Origin of the sequence: Klebsiella sp. DY2415, assembly GCF_026314315.1 — a bacterium.
In the GTDB taxonomy this organism is placed as follows: Bacteria; Pseudomonadota; Gammaproteobacteria; order Enterobacterales; family Enterobacteriaceae; genus Klebsiella; species Klebsiella ornithinolytica.
This window is the reverse complement of record NZ_CP111115.1, coordinates 2518418-2534850: the sequence shown is the minus strand read 5'-3', so window position 1 is coordinate 2534850 and position 16433 is coordinate 2518418. Positions and strand designations below refer to the sequence as shown.

General features: G+C 56.5%; 10 protein-coding genes. 4 read left to right on the top strand and 6 right to left on the bottom strand.

Annotated elements, in window-relative coordinates; translation table 11 throughout:
* Window positions 1-14 precede the first annotated feature (14 nt).
* The 3 genes from OQV00_RS11820 to OQV00_RS11810 all read right to left on the bottom strand — a co-directional run bounded on the left by OQV00_RS11820 (window position 15) and on the right by OQV00_RS11810 (window position 4280).
* The gene (locus OQV00_RS11820) at window positions 15-1217 is read right to left on the bottom strand and encodes a multidrug effflux MFS transporter (protein ID WP_004862496.1); all 1203 of its coding nucleotides are present in this window, start codon (window positions 1215-1217) and stop codon (window positions 15-17) included.
* A gap of 212 nt (window positions 1218-1429) precedes the next feature.
* Entirely contained in the window at window positions 1430-3043 is a 1614-nt protein-coding gene (mqo, locus tag OQV00_RS11815; RefSeq protein WP_266280641.1) for a malate dehydrogenase (quinone), read from the bottom strand.
* 316 nt (window positions 3044-3359) lie between these two features.
* Window positions 3360-4280, bottom strand: coding sequence for an N-acetylmuramic acid 6-phosphate etherase (locus tag OQV00_RS11810; protein WP_004862501.1), 921 nt, complete (start codon window positions 4278-4280; stop codon window positions 3360-3362).
* Between the two features lie 173 nt (window positions 4281-4453).
* Here OQV00_RS11810 and OQV00_RS11805 point away from each other — a divergent pair, with 173 nt between their 5' ends.
* Entirely contained in the window at window positions 4454-6073 is a 1620-nt protein-coding gene (locus tag OQV00_RS11805) for a sensor histidine kinase (protein WP_004862503.1), read from the top strand.
* Window positions 6070-6789: a two-component system response regulator DcuR gene (dcuR, locus tag OQV00_RS11800; RefSeq protein WP_004862505.1), complete on the top strand. Its 720-nt coding sequence runs from the start codon at window positions 6070-6072 to the stop codon at window positions 6787-6789. Before OQV00_RS11805 ends, dcuR begins: the two co-directional genes overlap by 4 nt.
* Here dcuR and OQV00_RS11795 read toward each other — a convergent pair.
* The gene (locus OQV00_RS11795) at window positions 6770-7732 is read right to left on the bottom strand and encodes an FAD:protein FMN transferase (protein WP_032717606.1); all 963 of its coding nucleotides are present in this window, start codon (window positions 7730-7732) and stop codon (window positions 6770-6772) included. The two genes, dcuR and OQV00_RS11795, sit on opposite strands and share 20 nt — an antisense overlap.
* A gap of 82 nt (window positions 7733-7814) precedes the next feature.
* Complete coding sequence (locus OQV00_RS11790) at window positions 7815-10592, bottom strand: flavocytochrome c (protein ID WP_004862509.1); 2778 nt, start codon at window positions 10590-10592, stop codon at window positions 7815-7817.
* Between the two features lie 637 nt (window positions 10593-11229).
* Between OQV00_RS11790 and OQV00_RS11785 the strand changes: the two genes are divergently transcribed.
* Together OQV00_RS11785 and fumA are read left to right on the top strand one after the other, a co-directional pair.
* Complete coding sequence (locus tag OQV00_RS11785) at window positions 11230-12741, top strand: anion permease (protein ID WP_004862511.1); 1512 nt, start codon at window positions 11230-11232, stop codon at window positions 12739-12741.
* Window positions 12742-12795: 54 nt separating this feature from the next.
* Window positions 12796-14445 (top strand): class I fumarate hydratase FumA, encoded by a 1650-nt coding sequence (gene fumA / locus OQV00_RS11780; protein ID WP_100663277.1) that lies wholly within the window; start codon window positions 12796-12798, stop codon window positions 14443-14445.
* A 442-nt stretch (window positions 14446-14887) separates the two neighbouring features.
* Here fumA and OQV00_RS11775 read toward each other — a convergent pair whose 3' ends face one another.
* On the bottom strand, window positions 14888-16423 hold the full coding sequence (locus OQV00_RS11775; protein WP_004862517.1) for a DHA2 family efflux MFS transporter permease subunit: 1536 nt from the start codon (window positions 16421-16423) through the stop codon (window positions 14888-14890).
* Window positions 16424-16433 lie beyond the last annotated feature (10 nt).

Genomic DNA, 16433 nt, shown 5'->3' with positions numbered 1-16433 from the left:
GAACCGGCCTGAAATCAGGCGTTTAATTCATCAGGCAACGGTGCCGACGGCGTCCAGGCCAGCAGCAGGCTGGCAAGCGTAAAGGCCCCCATAATCCACGTCATCGTCCAGGGTGTACCATCATGTAATCCGGCCAGCAGCAGTGAAGAGACGATTCCGCTGCCATATTGCAGCGAGCCGATGAAGGCCGATGCCGAACCGGCAAACGCCCCCGCCTCATCCAGCGCTGCCGCCGTTGAGGTGGCGGCAATCACGCCGTTCATAGAGAAAAAGAGAAACACGCACAGGGCGATCCCAACGAGACCGCCGTGATGCAATTTGACGCTGAACGCCATCGCCGCCATCGCCAGAGAGGCCACAACCAGCGCCGCTTTGAGCAGATCCCCCAATGCATAACGCTGAACCAGACGGCGGTTAACCAGGCTCATGGTCATCACGCCGAGAATATTGACCGCAAATAACCAGCCATAGTGCTGCGGTTCAACGCCGAAATAGCGAATATAGACATCCGGCGAACCGGTAATAAAAGCGTAAGCGGCGACGTAATAACAGGTCAGACTCAGGGTATAGCGCATGAAAATGCGATTGCGCAGCAGCTGCCCGTAGTGATGAAACGCCTTCAGCGGCGATCCCTGCTGGCGTCGCTCCGGCGGCAGCGTCTCCGGCAGCCAGCGTAGCGCCAGCAGCATCACCAGACCAATGCCCGCCAGTAGCCAGAAAATGGCATGCCAGCTGGTGACTCTTATCATCTGCCCGCCCATCAGCGGCCCGATAATCGGTGCAATGGCCATCACAATGGTCAGCGTCGAGAGCATCTGCGCGGCGCGGGTCCGGGCAAAGAGATCGCGTACCATCGCCCGCGCCAGCATGGGCCCGGTACAGGCCCCCAGAGCCTGAAAAACGCGCCAGAAAATAATCCGATCGATGCTGTCTGAGAGCGCGCAACCCGCGGAGCCGATGATAAACAGCACCATACCGATAAACAGCGGCGTGCGACGACCAAGACGGTCGCTCACCGGCCCCCAGATGAGCTGCGCCAGAGCAAAACCGATTAAAAAACCGGTAATCGTCAGTTCGGCGTCACCCTGCAATTCCGCCGCCATAACCGGCATGGCGGGCAGATAAATATCGGTGGATAACGAAGCGAACGCCATCAGCCCGCTTAAAATCAAAATAAACAGCGGTCCGCTGGCGGCGTTTTTTTGCGGCACAGTCATGTGAGATATCCGTCAGGAGAGAGTGATACAGAGCGAGGTATGTTAACGAGAAAGGAGCGGCGGATAATCCCCTGCCACCGTATCGAGGTTATGAGCCGCATTCATGAATAGGCGCGCAGAGGGTACGCCGCGTGGATGGCAGGCGTATCCGCAAAAAAAAGCCAGCTGGCGACAGACCAACTGGCATGCTTTGTGACGGACGTTATGTCAGATTACAGCGCTATATCGTGCTGTGCTGACTCCGCAGGTTTTGCTTCGGCCGGCTTCGCGGTGGTCACCGCTGGCTGAGTCTTGCTCATGTCGATGACCGGCGGTTTCACCAGCTGCAGCGTCGCGGCGGTATCATCCCACACCTGCTGCGTCAGCGCCGGGTTATCGTTCAGCTTCTGCCCGTAGCTCGGTACGATAGCATGAATGCGGTTCTGCCACTGCGCAGAAGCAAACTGCTCCGGGAACATCTGCTTAAGGACGTTAAGGGTGATCGGTGCCGCGGTGGATGCCCCCGGCGATGCCCCCAGCAGCGCCGAGATGGTTTTCTGTTGATCGACCACCACTTCGGTACCCAGCTTCAGGACTCCGCCCTTGTCGGCATCTTTCTTGATAATCTGCACGCGCTGGCCGGCCTGGATCAGTTTCCAGTCTTCTTTACGCGCGTCCGGATAGTACTCTTTCAGCGCCGCAAAACGGTCATCATCGTTCAACATCACCTGGCTAATCAGGTATTTCACCAGATCGAAGTTGTCGAGCCCCACGTGGGTCATCGGCAGTACGTTATCGGTAGTGGTGGTGCTCAGCAGGTCCATAAAGGAACCATTTTTGAGGAATTTGGTCGAGAAGGTCGCAAACGGCCCGAACAGCACCACGCGCTTACCATCGATGAAACGGGCATCGAGGTGCGGAACCGACATCGGCGGTGCGCCAACGGAGGCCTGACCGTACACTTTTTCCAGATGTTGCTTCGTCACGTCCGGATTTTCCGTCATCAGGAAGGAGCCGCCGACCGGGAAGCCCGCGTAATTATCCGCTTCCGGAATGCCGGTTTTTTGCAGTAATTTCAGCGCGCCGCCGCCGGCACCGATAAAGACATATTTCGCATCGATCGCCTGTTCCTGACCGCTATTGACGTTTTTGATCGTCACGTGCCATGAATTATCGCCATTGCGTTTAAACCCGGTGACTTCAGAAGAGGTCTGCAGCGAGAAATTATTATTTTTCTTCAGGCTGCCGATCAGCTGACGGGTAATTTCGCCGTAGTTGACGTCGGTGCCAACCGGAGTCCAGGTCGCCGCCACTTTTTGTTGCGGATCGCGCCCTTCCATCACCAGCGGCGCCCACTGTTTAATTTGCGCGTGATCGGTGGAGAATTTCATCCCCTGGAATAACGTCGTCTGCTGCAATGCGGTATACCGCTTTTGCAGATACTCCACATTATCACCCCAGACGAAACTCATATGCGGCGTGGAATTAATAAAGGCGTGCGGATCGTGCAAAATGCCGCGTTTGACCTGCGCCGTCCAGAACTGGCGGGAGATCATAAACTGCTCGTTAATATCCAGCGCTTTGCTGACATCAATGGAACCGTCCGCACGCTCCGGCGTATAGTTCAGCTCCATATTCGCTGAGTGGCCGGTCCCGGCGTTGTTCCAGCCGTTAGAGGATTCCAGCGCAACGCCATCCAGCTTCTCGACCATCACCTGTTTCCAGTCCGGCTGTAATTCCTGCAGCCAGGTGCCAAGGGAGGCGCTCATAATTCCGCCGCCGATCAGCAGGAAATCGGTTTTTTGAGCGGTATCAGTATTCGCATACGACGCGGTGCTGACAAACATCGCCAGGGCGGTCACAGATAAGATAGATTTTTTTATTGCAGGCATAATAGAATTATCGCATAGCACAATGAAATAAGTGCAAACATGTTAACGCATTTCTATTATATTTTAAAATATCATTTACATTTTCCGCACAGTTAATCAATTTCCGACAAATACTTTTTTAACTTAAAAAAGTAAAATATCGCGCGAAAAAATAAAAATCAGAAAATAACGGCGGCAATTAAGGGGTTAAATAATTTCCGCCGGTTTATTTAGTTATTTATCATCCCGTCGCCCTCGCGGCATTACGGCGCGCGATTGCGCGCCGCATCATTCAATTTACGCTGCTCAGCGTCGAACGCTTTGTCTCCTGCAGCGCGAGGCGCAAACGATCGTTATTTTCCGCCAGCAGATCCCGCGCCTGCCAGGCGTCGAGCCCGGTCATCAGCATCAGGATTGCCGTGCGCACATGCTGATTACAGCTGGCCAGCGCGGCTTTGGCCTCGCTGCGCGAGCAGTCGGTGGCCGTCATGACGATGGCAATCTGGCGCTCAGTCCAGCGCGGGCTGATGGCCTGCAGATCGACCCGCAGGTTGCTGTAAACCCTGCCGCTGCGAATCGCCAGCCCGGTAGTCAGCATCGTGAGGATCTGCCGCTGCGCCAGCTGCGCTTTCGGGTTACCGAACCCCGCCACCGCTTCTGGCCCGGTTTGCGGCGCGATAATGATATCCGCCAGCTGGGCGGCTTCACTCTCCGCTTGCTGCGTCAGTACCGCAATTGGCGCACCGAGCGACCAGGCGTGACGCATCGCGCCCCACACCCACGGCGTTTGTCCGCTAACCGTCAGCGCCAGCAGCATATCGTTGCTGGTGAAACGGATAGCCTGCAGCTCAAGCGCCCCGAGATCGTAATCGTTAGCGGCCGTCTCCATCTCCTGCAGCGCGGCTGCGGGGCCGCCGGCAATGAGGCCAACCAGCGAATGTTTCTCTTCCGGCGTGTACTCGCTGACCGTCTGTAGCGCCGCGCGGCCGGATGCTCCGGCGCCGACAATCACCAGCCGCCCTCCCCGGCTCAGGGCTGCGGCGGCATTATCGACGAGACGGGCAACCTCCGGTAAACAGGCCCCGACGGCGTCGGCAATTTGCCGATTGTCTTTATGCAGCAGGGTCAGCATATCGAGGGTGGCGAGAGTGTCGATGTGGTGAGTTTCAGGGTGGCGTCGTTCCATCATTGATGCGGTTGGCTTACTGCTCATAAAAACCTCCTTTTAAATAACTCCATATTCACTATAAGGATATTTATTGCGAGGTCCTGCGAGTGAGGTCACGCTTCCCGGTTCTTTCAGCGTCTTTTTGCTTTTTTACATAGCTTTAAGAAATGGTTACCTTCAGCGATAATAGCCCTTCGCCGAACAGTTCAGGGGATGGTATGAAGGATATCGCGGAGTCAATTCCGCCCGCGCGCAAACGACTGATGAGTATGAAGCTGAGTACCGCCGTGACGCTCATGATTAGCAGCGTGATTGGTTCGGTACTGCTGCTGGTCTACGCGCTGTGGTTTATACAGATCAGCGATACCACCCGCGACGGCGTAAAAGATACGGCGCTGGCGGTTGCTCGCACGTTCTCCGATATGCCGGAAGTGAAGCAGGCCCTGACGCTGCCGCCGCAGAGCGGACTCATCCAGCCGCTGGCGCTGGCCATTACCCGGCGTAACGATCTGCTGTATGCGGTGGTGACCGATATGCATGGCGTGCGCTATTCGCATCCCAACGCCCGGCTTATTGGTAAACAGTTTATCGGCGAGGATATTCAACCCGCCTTTAACGGCAAAGAGAATGTCGCCGTCAATCACGGGGTGCTGGCTCCGGCGCTGCGCGTCTTTACGCCGGTATTCAACGACCAGCAGCAGCAAATTGGCGTGGTGGTGGTCGGGATTTCGCTGAGTAAAGTGGATGAGCAAATTGCCAAAGGACGCTGGGATGTGCTGTTAACCGTGCTGTTCAGCGCCCTGGTCTGCGGAATCGGTACCTGGAGCCTGGTGCGCGGACTCAAGCGCGTGCTGCTGGGACTGGAACCGCAGGAGATCTCTACGCAGTTTCAGCAGCGGCAGGCGATGCTCCATTCGTTAAAAGAAGGGGTTGTCGCGGTGGATGTCGAGGGTCGCGTCACGCTGATCAACCCGGCCGCTAGCGAGATCCTGCTCAGCGGCCCCGGCAAAGAGATTGCCCACACCCCGCTGCTGGCGGATCTGCAGGAGGTTTTGCAGACCGGCGAGCCGATTTACGACCGCGAACTCGGCTGCAACGGCTTCCTGCTGATCAGCAACACCGTGCCGGTACGCAGCCAGAACGCTATCGTCGGCGCCATCAGTACCTTCCGTGATAAAACGGAAGTCAGCCAGCTGTTGCAGCGGCTGGACGGTATGGTTAACTATGTCGATGCGCTGCGCACGACCTCGCATGAATTTATGAATAAGCTGCATGTGATCCTCGGCCTGTTAAACATGAAAAGTTATGACAAGCTGGAGGAGTATGTGCTGCAAACCGCCCATACTTATCAGGCGGACATTGGCGAAATTCAGCACCGTATCAAATCACCGGTGGTCGCGGGCTTCCTGATTGGTAAAATCCAGCGCGCCAAAGAGCGCGGCTTCACCCTTAACTTAGCCGAAGAGAGCCTTGTGCCCGATTGCCCAAATGAAAAGCAGGTTACCGTGCTGGTCACCGTGCTGGGTAATTTGATTGAGAATGCGCTGGATGCCATGAGCGGCCAAAGCGAGGGGGAAGTCGGCCTGCTGCTGCACTATCAGAACGGCTGGCTGAGCGGCGAAGTCAGCGATGACGGACCGGGCATCCCGCCGGCGAATATTGATGCCATCTTTAATAAAGGCTTCTCTACCAAGGGTGAGAATCGCGGCGTTGGCCTGTTTCTCGCCAGCCAGCAGCTCCGTGAACTGGGCGGCACGCTGGCCGTCGAGTCTGAGCCTGGCGTCTTTACCCAATTTTTTGTTCATCTTCCCTGGGATAGTAAAAGGAAACGTGCGTGATAAATGTATTAATTGTTGACGATGATGCCATGGTCGCCGAACTGAATCGCCTGTATGTGGCGAGAATTCCCGGCTTCCGCTGCTGTGGCACCGCGTCTACGCTGAGCAAGGCCCAGGAGATGGTTAACGATAGCGCACAGGAGATCGATCTGGTGCTGCTGGATGTCTACATGCAGCATGACAGCGGCCTGGATCTGCTGCCGACCATCCGCGCCTCTGGTCGCCCTATCGACGTGATTATGATTACCTCCGCCGCCGATGCCGCCACCGTGCAAACCTCGATGCACTACGGCGTCGTCGATTATCTGATCAAACCGTTCCAGTTTCCGCGCTTCGAAGAGGCGCTGACCGCCTGGCGCGAAAAACGCAAACTGATGACCGGACAGCCCTATTATGAACAGGCCGATGTTGACCGCCTGCTCCACGGCAACGCGCCGGAAGCCAGCGACGCGCGCAAGCTGCCGAAAGGCTTAACCGCCCAGACGCTGCGCACGCTGTGCCAGTGGATTGATGCCCATCCGGGCACCGAGTTTTCCACCGATGAACTGGCGGTGGCCGTCAATATTTCCCGCGTCTCCTGCCGGAAATACCTGATCTGGCTGGCACAGATTAATATTCTCTACACCAGCATTCACTACGGCGCGACCGGGCGGCCGGTCTATCGCTACCGGCTGGTCGCCGAGCAGTACAGCCTGCTTAAGCAGTACAGTCAGTAAGCCGGTAGCTGTCGTCGAGTAAGTGAAAACGAAAGCGGCGCTGTGATGAGAGGATAATGTCGCGATTTTTGGTGACGAAAATCGCCTCAATGTCTTCGCGATGGCGCAGCGCCGCACAGCCTTTTTCCACCCCAAGACCGAAGATCAACGTGGTCCAGATATCGCCGTCGAGCGAATCATCGGCAATAATGGTGACGCTCTCCAGCTCGTTATCAAGCGGATAGCCGGTGCGCGGGTCGAGGATATGGTGCCAGCGTCGACCATCCTGCTCAAAATAGCGCTCGTAAATGCCGGACGTCACCACCGACTGGCCGACGACATCAATACTTCCCACCAGCGCATTATCGGCCGCGAACGGTTTTTTCAGCCCAATCGACCACGCCCCCAGGGTATGCACGTTGCCGCCGAGGTTAATCAGCGCCGCGTCGACGCCCTGGCGCTGCAGGTCATCGCGCACCCGGTCGGCAATGTAGCCTTTGGCAATCGCCCCAAGATCGATCTCCATTCCCGGCTGGGCGAGAAAAACGCTGCCGGCGGCGTCATCGAGGATCACATCCTGCGGGCGGGTCAGCGCTAAGCGCGCGGCGATATCCGCCGCCGCCGGAACGCTGTGGCCGTTAAAACCGATGCGCCATAGCTTCACCAGCGGGCCAATCGCCAGATTAAAGGCGCTCTCCTGTACCATGCTGGCCGCTTTCGCGCATTTGATCAGCTGGTAAACCGGGCGGCTGACGCTGACCGGATGGCGGCCGGCGGCATGATTAATCCCCATCACCTCCGAGTGTGCGCGGTTGACGGTAAACAGGTCTTCGTAGCGTTTAATCAGTTGAAACGTGCGGGAAGCCAGGGCTTCATCGTGGGAGAACAGTTTGAGCAGGATGGGAGACCCCATCAAAACAGCGGAGTAGCTATAGAGGCGTTGATCGCCAGAGATACCAGACATCATTGAAGCTCCTCTGTGTCACCCGGGCAGGCAGACGCCGCCGGGAATCGGCCGGGCGAACCCGGCCTGTTATCACTGAGCGTTAGCCTCTGGCGCGTTTTGCCGCCTGGTGGCCCGCCAGGGTGCCAAAGATAATGATATCCGCCACGGCATTGCCGCCGATACGGTTGCCGCCGTGGATACCCCCGACCACTTCGCCCGCGGCATAAGCGCCGACAATCGGCTGATGATGAGTATCCAGGACCGCGGTGTCAGTATTAATGGTCACACCGCCCATAGTGTGGTGAACCCCCGGCGCGATGCGAATCGCATGGAACGGCCCCTGGTTAACCGGCGCGCGCAGCGCGGTGGTACGACCGAACTCTTCATCACGCTGATTTTCAACAAACCCGTTGTAGCGTTCCAGCGTGGCGAGGAAGGCATGGTAATCCATCCCCAGTTTCTCCGCCAGTTCGCGCGGCGAGCTGGCGCTGGTCACCAGACCTTTGGCGATATATTCGTCGGCCGCTTTGTTTTTTGCCCGGACATGTTCATCAAAGACGATGTAAGCATAATGCTCCGGTAGCGCGATGATCGCCGCAGACACTTTATCGCGGGTCTCCATTTCGTTGAAGAAGCGGTTACCCCGTTGATTGACCAGAATGGCGCCGCCGCCGCGAATCGATTCAGAAATCAGATACGACGTGTTCTGCTCAACGGTCGGGTGGATTTGAATTTCGCCCATATCAACGGTACCGGCGCCAATCCGTTCCAGCAGCGCAATGCCGCCGCCGGTCGCCCCTTTATGGTTGGTGGTGACAAAACCCGCCAGATCCGGGCGATATTTCACCACCATCGCGCTATTGGCGCTGAAGCCACCGGTCGCCATGACGATACTTTTGGTCTGCACCTCGATGCTTTCCTGCTCATCATTCAGCAGACGTACGCCGCTCACTTCGCCGTGAGCCATCAGGATCTCTTCCACCGACGTATCCAGCATCACATCGATGCCGCGGCGGGTGATATTGCGCACCAGACCGCTGATCAGATAGCCACCAACCGCAGATCCGTCACGCGGACGGTGAGTACGGTCGATACTCATCCCGCCGGTGGTGGTGATGTCATTCAGCATGATCCCACGACGCGCCAGCCATTCGATGGCCTCAGGGGCGTTTTCCACGAACCGACGCAGCAATTGCGGATTGTTTTTATTCTGCCCGCCTTTTAAGGTTTCCTGATAGAACAGCTCTTTGCTGTCCTCAATACCTTTTACCCGCTGGAAGCGCGTTTCCGCGGCGTTCATTCCGGCAGAGGCTTTAATGGTATTACCGCCGATGGTGGGCATTTTCTCTACGATCAGGACGCTTGCGCCTTCATCGTGCGCCTGAATGGCTGCCGCCAGGCCGGCGCCGCCGCTCCCGACCACCACCACGTCATAGCTTTTCGGCGTCAGGTCTGCGCCGCCCTCTTCCAGCGCCAGCGCTTTACTTGATTTCAGCATCGCTTTCGACACCGCTTTTTTCACCGCTTCACTTTGGCTGGTCGCGCCAGAAATCGCGTCCACGTGCGGCGTATTGGCGGTCAAAATGCGCTCGCGGATCTCTTCGAAACTGGTGGTGAACTCCACGTTCTGGACCGGGCCGGCAGCCAGTTCAATATCGGCGATGCGGTCATTTTCCAGACTGACGTTGATGACCAGTTCGTTGGCATCGTCCTGAACGGTTTCCACAAAAAGGCCGGGTTTAAACTTCGCATCGCCCATGCTCATGTCGCGGATCATGGCTTCTACCAGCGAGAAGCGCCACAGCGGCTCCGGGATATTCAGCGCTTCGCGCTGGGTGCTATCGATAAACAGCTCGAGATTTTCTCCCGCAGCAATCCGCGCCGCCCAGTCCGGATAGGCAATGCAGGCGCGGCCCACGGCAATCAGATCGTAACCATGATCCAGCCCCTGCTCCGCATCCGCGGCGTTCACCACGCCGCCAACGCCCATCACCGGGATTTGAGCCAGGGTGTCAGAGCGCAGCGCACAATATTTTTCAATCAACGGCGTCGGATCGCGGGTATCAACAATCGACGGACGCAGTGACGCGCCGACGGAGAAGTGCAGATAGTCGAGACCGCGCGCCGCCAGTTTTTCCAGCAGGTACATGGTGTCGTCAAAACGGATACCCGGCTCTTCCAGCTCTTCCGGGGAGAAGCGATAGCCGATAATAAAGGCATCGTCGGCGTACTGGCTCGCCATTTTGTGGGTAATGTCCAGCACCGCCAGCGGGAAACGCGCGCGGTTGTCGCGGCTGCCGCCCCACTGGTCATCGCGTTGGTTGGAGTTCGGGGAATAGAACTGCTGGATAAGATAGGTGTTAGCGCCGTGAATCTCCACGCCATCAAAACCGGCCAGAATGGCACGACGTACGCCGTCGCCAAATTTGGCGATCATGCCCTCAACTTCTTCACCGCTCAGCTCACGCGGCATCGCGGCACCTTCACGCGGTGCCGCCAGCGCGCTCGGCGCCACCGGTTGACGGCCGCCGATCAGCTGCGGATCGACCATACGCCCGCCGTGATAGATCTGCAGAATCGCTTTTGACCCTTCGGCTTTGATGGCGTCGGCGATTTTAGCCAGACCGGCAATTTTCTCGTCATTGTCGATGCCGATGGCGCCGGGGAAAGCCAGACCGTAATTATCAATAAAGCAGCACTCAACGATAATGGTGCCAATGCTGCCGGCACGAGCGCGATAGTATTCCACCAGTTCGCTGGTGACGCTGCCGTCAAAATAGCCGGTGCAGGTGGTCATCGGTGCCATTAACAAACGGTTTTTTAACTCAGTACCATTCGGTAAGGTAAAAGGACGCAATATACGTGGGTTACTGGTCATATTAACACTCCAGATTTTAAATATTGAAAATTCAGAATTGGGTGACGGAATTGTTTTTGGTTGTGTTTCTTAATTCCTGTTGTCATGCCCATAATATAGCGCTATTTTTAGTTACCAAACTAATTACGTTAGTTAAAAAACTATTTAATACCACCAATAACATCAGTACCTCCATTGTATTATTAATTAAAAATACAATTTTCACACAAAGCAAAACACCGATAACATACTCGCCACTTTTGTTAAATAACAAAACATACCAGACACAAAATAAAACTTATCAATATCATATAGATAGGATAGATTTTGTTTTAACGAACGTTTATAAATCAATTATCCATTAACATTTATCTATATTTTAAACAAATAAACACCTCATCCGTCAGGGTTATTTTGAAAATAAAAAAACACCTTCACACACCGTGTTTATTGATCTTGATCAATTGCAATAAAGCAACAAAGCGCAATATATAAATAACCAACAAATTAAATTTAACGCACGGAAAAAGGCGTTAAATAACCGTCACGAAAATCATCAAAACCAAAGATTAATAAGTAAAGAAAGTTTTGAAATTAAAAAAAATCACCGGTTATGACGTGACGCAACCGTATTTTCAACTACTCGCAGATACTCATTATGAAAGAGAAACAGACAACCATACCGCCTGCCGGTGCCGCCAGTCCCAAGGCTGCAAATAAAAACCGCCTGCTGATGATGGCGCTGCCCATTATTGTTGCAGTTCTTTTACTCTTCGTGCCGGTGCCTGACGGGTTACCGCCTTATGCCTGGCACTACTTTGCTATCTTCGTTGGCGTCATTGTCGGGCTGATTTTTGAACCCCTGCCGGGCGCCGTGATCGGTATCACCGGGGTGGTGGTCATCGCCCTGTGCAGCCAGTGGCTGCTCTTCAACCCGGCGCAACTGGCCGACCCTAAATTCAAACTGGCCGGCGCCTCGTTTAAATGGGCGGTCAGCGGTTTTGGTAACTCCACCGTCTGGCTGATTTTCGGCGCCTTCATGTTCGCCGCTGGCTACGATAAAACCCAGTTTGGTCGCCGTCTGGCGCTGATCCTGGTGAAGTATCTGGGCCGCCGCAGCCTGACGCTGGGTTATGCCATTACCTTTGCTGACCTGCTGCTGGCACCGTTTACCCCGTCCAATACCGCGCGCAGCGGCGGGACAATCTACCCGATTATCGCCAACCTGCCGCCGCTGTACGGTTCTAAACCAAACGATCCCAGCGCGCGTCGAATCGGCTCCTACCTGATGTGGGTGGCCATTACCGCCGCCTGTATCACCAGTTCGATGTTCCTCTCCGCGCTGGCGCCAAACCTGCTGGCCCTCGCGCTGGTCAAAAGCATCGTTGGCATCAATATCTCGTGGGGCACCTGGTTTATCGCCTTCCTGCCGCTGGGTATCCTGCTGATTCTGGCTATGCCGCTGCTGGCTTACTGGTTCTATCCGCCGGAAGTGAAAGTCAACAACGAAGTGCCGCTGTGGGCCGCTCGTGAGCTGGAAAAACTGGGCAAGCTGTCGCGCAATGAGATCCTGCTGCTGGTGTTCGTCTGCTTCGCCCTGACCATGTGGATTTTCGCCGCCGAGTGGATTGAACCGGCGCTGGCCGCCCTGCTGGTGATTGTGCTGATGCTGTGGACCGGCGTACTTTCGTGGAGCGATATCACCAACAATAAAGCGGCATGGAACACCTTTGTCTGGTTCGCAACGCTGGTGGCGCTGGCCGACGGCCTCTCCTCGACCGGTTTTATCGCCTGGCTGGGTAAAGAAGGTGGCGCGTTGATGAGCGGCATCTCCCCGGGGGTCGCCACTATCGTGCTGCTGCTGGCGTTCTACCTGCTGCACTACCTGTTCGCCAGCACCACCGCGCACACTACCGCGCTGCTGCCGGCGATGCTGACTATCGCCTCCACCATTCCGGGTATGAATATGCAGGTCTTCGTCCTGCTGATGGTCACCTCGCTCGGCGTGATGGGCATCATCACCCCGTACGGTACCGGTCCAAGCCCGATTTACTACGGCAGCGGCTACCTGCCAACCAAAGACTACTGGCGCCTCGGCACCATCTTCGGCGCCATCTTCCTGGCCGCCCTGCTGCTGATTGGCTATCCGTGGATGTCTATGATGTTCTGATTCATAACCGCCGGAGGTACTCCTCCGGCGGTTTTACTCTTAGGGAGCAAAGCTATGTCGACTAAACCGTTTGTATACCAGGAAGCCTTTCCGCTGGCAAAAGATGAGACCGAATACTATCTGCTGAGCAAAGAACATGTTTCCGTGGCCGAATTTGAAGGCCAGGAGATCCTGAAGGTTGAACCTGAAGCCCTGACCCTGCTGGCCCAGCAGGCCTTCCACGATGCGGCCTTTATGCTGCGCGTTTCCCATCAAAAGCAGGTTGCGTCAATCCTGCTCGACCCGGAAGCCAGCGAAAACGACAAATACGTCGCCCTGCAGTTCCTGCGCAATTCGGAAATTGCGGCGAAAGGCGTGCTGCCGACCTGCCAGGATACCGGTACCGCGATCATCATGGGTAAAAAAGGTCAGCGCGTCTGGACCGGCGGCGGCGATGAAGCGGCGCTGGCCCGCGGCGTTTACAACACCTATACCGAAGATAACCTGCGCTACTCGCAAAATGCTCCGCTGGATATGTACAAAGAGGTCAACACCGGGACTAACCTGCCGGCGCAGATCGATCTCTATAGCGTTGACGGCGACGAGTACAAATTTCTGTGCATGGCGAAAGGCGGCGGCTCAGCCAACAAAACCTATCTGTATCAGGAAACCAAAGCGCTGATTACCCCGGCGAAGCTGAAAAGCTACCTGGTTGAGAAGATGCGCACCCTCGGCACCGCGGCCTGTCCGCCGTACCATATCGCCTTCGTGATCGGCGGCACCTCGGCGGAATCGACGCTGAAAACCGTGAAGCTGGCCTCCACGCGCTACTACGATGGTTTACCCACCGAAGGTAACGAGCACGGCCAGGCGTTCCGCGATGTTCAGCTGGAGCAAGAGCTGCTGCTGGCAGCGCAGAATCTCGGCCTCGGCGCCCAGTTCGGCGGCAAATACTTTGCCCACGATATCCGCGTGATTCGCCTGCCGCGTCACGGGGCCTCCTGCCCGGTCGGCATGGGCGTCTCCTGCTCCGCTGACCGCAATATCAAAGCCAAAATCAACCGCCACGGTATCTGGATTGAAAAGCTGGAGAGCAACCCGGGCCAGTACATCCCGGAAGCGCTGCGTGAGCAAGGTGAAGGCCAGGTGGTCAGCATTAATCTGAATCAGCCGATGAGCGAGATCCTGGCGCAGCTGTCCGCCCATCCGGTCTCCACCCGTCTGACGCTGAACGGCACCATCATCGTGGCGCGCGATATCGCCCACGCGAAGCTGAAAGAGCTGCTGGATAATGGTGAAGCGCTGCCGCAGTACGTGAAAGATCACCCGATCTACTACGCCGGTCCGGCGAAAACTCCGGAAGGTTACGCCTCAGGTTCACTCGGCCCAACCACCGCAGGGCGCATGGACTCCTATGTTGATCTGCTGCAGTCCCACGGCGCCAGCATGGTGATGCTGGCAAAAGGCAACCGCAGCCAGCAGGTGACCGACGCCTGTCACAAACACGGCGGATTCTATCTCGGCAGCATTGGCGGCCCGGCGGCGGTACTTGCCCAGCAGAGTATTAAGAGCCTGGAGTGCGTGGCGTATCCGGAACTGGGGATGGAAGCTATCTGGAAAATCGAAGTGGAAGATTTCCCGGCCTTCATCCTGGTGGATGACAAAGGCAATGATTTCTTCCAGCAGATTCAGAACAAGCAGTGTAACGGCTGTGCCCAGCGGTAGTGTTGCCGGCTAAAGCCGGGCGCTGAGCTAAGAGGTATTCCGTTCACCCTACGTCAGGCAGAACATGCGGCCTCAGTGCGAGGTGACCGGGTTAAGGGGAAGATAACCGTCTTCCCCTTAACAATCCCCGCGGTCCCGCACGGAAATCGGTGCTGCGCACTGCGCTCACCTCCCGGCCTGCAGCCTGCGGTCGGCTCAACTCGACCTGCTCGCCCGTTCCGGGGCTCGCTCCTGTCTCGATTCGCCTCTTGCCGCCATCCCTGGCGGCCAGCCCTTGTCTTCCGGCCTTCGGTTCGCCGATTTCAGCGGGGTCCAGGGCCCCGCTGCACGCCTTTTCATCCCAAAATGTCCATCACTGCGGAGAGCAACAACGGTCGAGGAAAAAGCAGGCAACGATCGAATTAACAGACGCAGCTCGGGCTCGTTTTTTATCACCCCGCGGCTAGTGACCGGCCGAGGGGGCGCCCGGCGCTCCGGCACGACTGAACGGCGGCCGGGCAAACCAGATAACCACGATCAGCGCCATAAAGCCCCAGCCCAGCACCCAAAAATAGTCGATGGTCGACATCATGTAGGCCTGCTGCTCAATGCTCTTATCAATCAGCGCCATATGCTGCTGCGTGGCTCCGCCCATCTTGTCGATGTAGTCCACCGCAGCGGGATTGTAGGCGGAGACGCTTTCCGTCAGGTTGGCATGGTGGAAAACTTCCCGCCGCGACCAGATCCAGGTGGTGAGAGACGACGCGAACGAGCCGCCCAGCACGCGGAAGAAGGTCGCCAGACCGGAGCCTTCCGCCACTTCTGCGCCGTTCAGGTTTGACAGCACAATCGTCGTGATAGGCATGAAGAAAAACGCCACACCGATTCCCATGAACAGCTGCACTTCGGCGATAGTGCGGAAATCGACATCGGTATTGAACTGCGCGCGAATAAGGCAGGAGGCCCCCATCGTCAGGAACGAGAGCGAAGCCAGAATACGCAGGTCGAAATTATTGGCGTAGCGGCCAATAATCGGCGTCATTATCAGCGGCAGGATCCCCATCGGCGCGGCGGCCAGTCCGGCCCAGATCGCGGTGTAGCCCATCTGCGTTTGCAGCCACTGCGGCAGAATAATATTGATAGCAAAAAAAGCCGCGTAGCCCAGAGTCAGCGAGAGCGTACCAATCGCAAAATTGCGATCTTTGAACAAGCGCAGATTAACAATCGGATGACGCTCGCCCAGCTCCCAGATAACGAAAGACACCAGCGAGATGGCTGAAATCGTCGACATCACAACGATCTGCGAAGAGGCAAACCAGTCAAGATCGTTACCTTTATCAAGCACCACCTGCAGCAGCCCAACCCCAAGCACCAGCAGCGCAATCCCGATGTAATCAATGGGGGCGTGGGTGGTGGTCTCTTCCCGTTCACGCATCTGCGTCCAGACGACGATGGTGGCGAAGATGCCGATCGGTACGTTGATGTAGAAGATCCACGGCCAGGAGTAGTTGTCCGTTATCCAGCCGCCGGTAATCGGCCCGACAATCGGCGCCACCACGGTCACCATCGACAGGAGCGCCAGGGCCATACTGCGTTTACTGGCGGGGAAGATAACCAGCAGCAGCGTCTGACACATCGGGAACATAGGGCCGGCGAAAAAGCCCTGTAGCGCGCGGAAGATAATCAGCTCGGTCATACTGTGGGCAAATCCGCACAGGAATGAGGTCAGCGTAAACATCATCACCGAGCCAATAAACAGCTTTAACTGCCCGAAGCGGCGCGTAAACCAACCGGTCAGCGGCAGCGCGATAGCGTTACATACCGCAAATGAGGTGATCACCCATGTCCCCTGATCCGCGCTGACCCCGAGGTTGCCGGCAATCGTCGGCAACGCCACGTTGGCGATAGTGGAATCCAGCACCTGCATAAACGTGGCCAGAGACAGCGCGAGCACCGCCAGCCACATATTGGGCGGTGTAAAGGCAGCCTTATCGTGCATAACGTCTCTC

Excerpts from the sequence above, each read along its gene's own strand:
- OQV00_RS11820 (WP_004862496.1), bottom strand. The coding sequence starts at position 1,217 with ATGACTGTGCCGCAAAAAAACGCCGCCAGCGGACCGCTGTTTATTTTG.
- mqo (WP_266280641.1), bottom strand. The coding sequence starts at position 3,043 with ATGTTTGTCAGCACCGCGTCGTATGCGAATACTGATACCGCTCAAAAA.
- OQV00_RS11810 (WP_004862501.1), bottom strand. The coding sequence starts at position 4,280 with ATGAGCAGTAAGCCAACCGCATCAATGATGGAACGACGCCACCCTGAA.
- OQV00_RS11805 (WP_004862503.1), top strand. The coding sequence starts at position 4,454 with ATGAAGGATATCGCGGAGTCAATTCCGCCCGCGCGCAAACGACTGATG.
- OQV00_RS11795 (WP_032717606.1), bottom strand. The coding sequence starts at position 7,732 with ATGTCTGGTATCTCTGGCGATCAACGCCTCTATAGCTACTCCGCTGTT.
- OQV00_RS11790 (WP_004862509.1), bottom strand. The coding sequence starts at position 10,592 with ATGACCAGTAACCCACGTATATTGCGTCCTTTTACCTTACCGAATGGT.
- OQV00_RS11785 (WP_004862511.1), top strand. The coding sequence starts at position 11,230 with ATGAAAGAGAAACAGACAACCATACCGCCTGCCGGTGCCGCCAGTCCC.
- fumA (WP_100663277.1), top strand. The coding sequence starts at position 12,796 with ATGTCGACTAAACCGTTTGTATACCAGGAAGCCTTTCCGCTGGCAAAA.
- OQV00_RS11775 (WP_004862517.1), bottom strand. The coding sequence starts at position 16,423 with ATGCACGATAAGGCTGCCTTTACACCGCCCAATATGTGGCTGGCGGTG.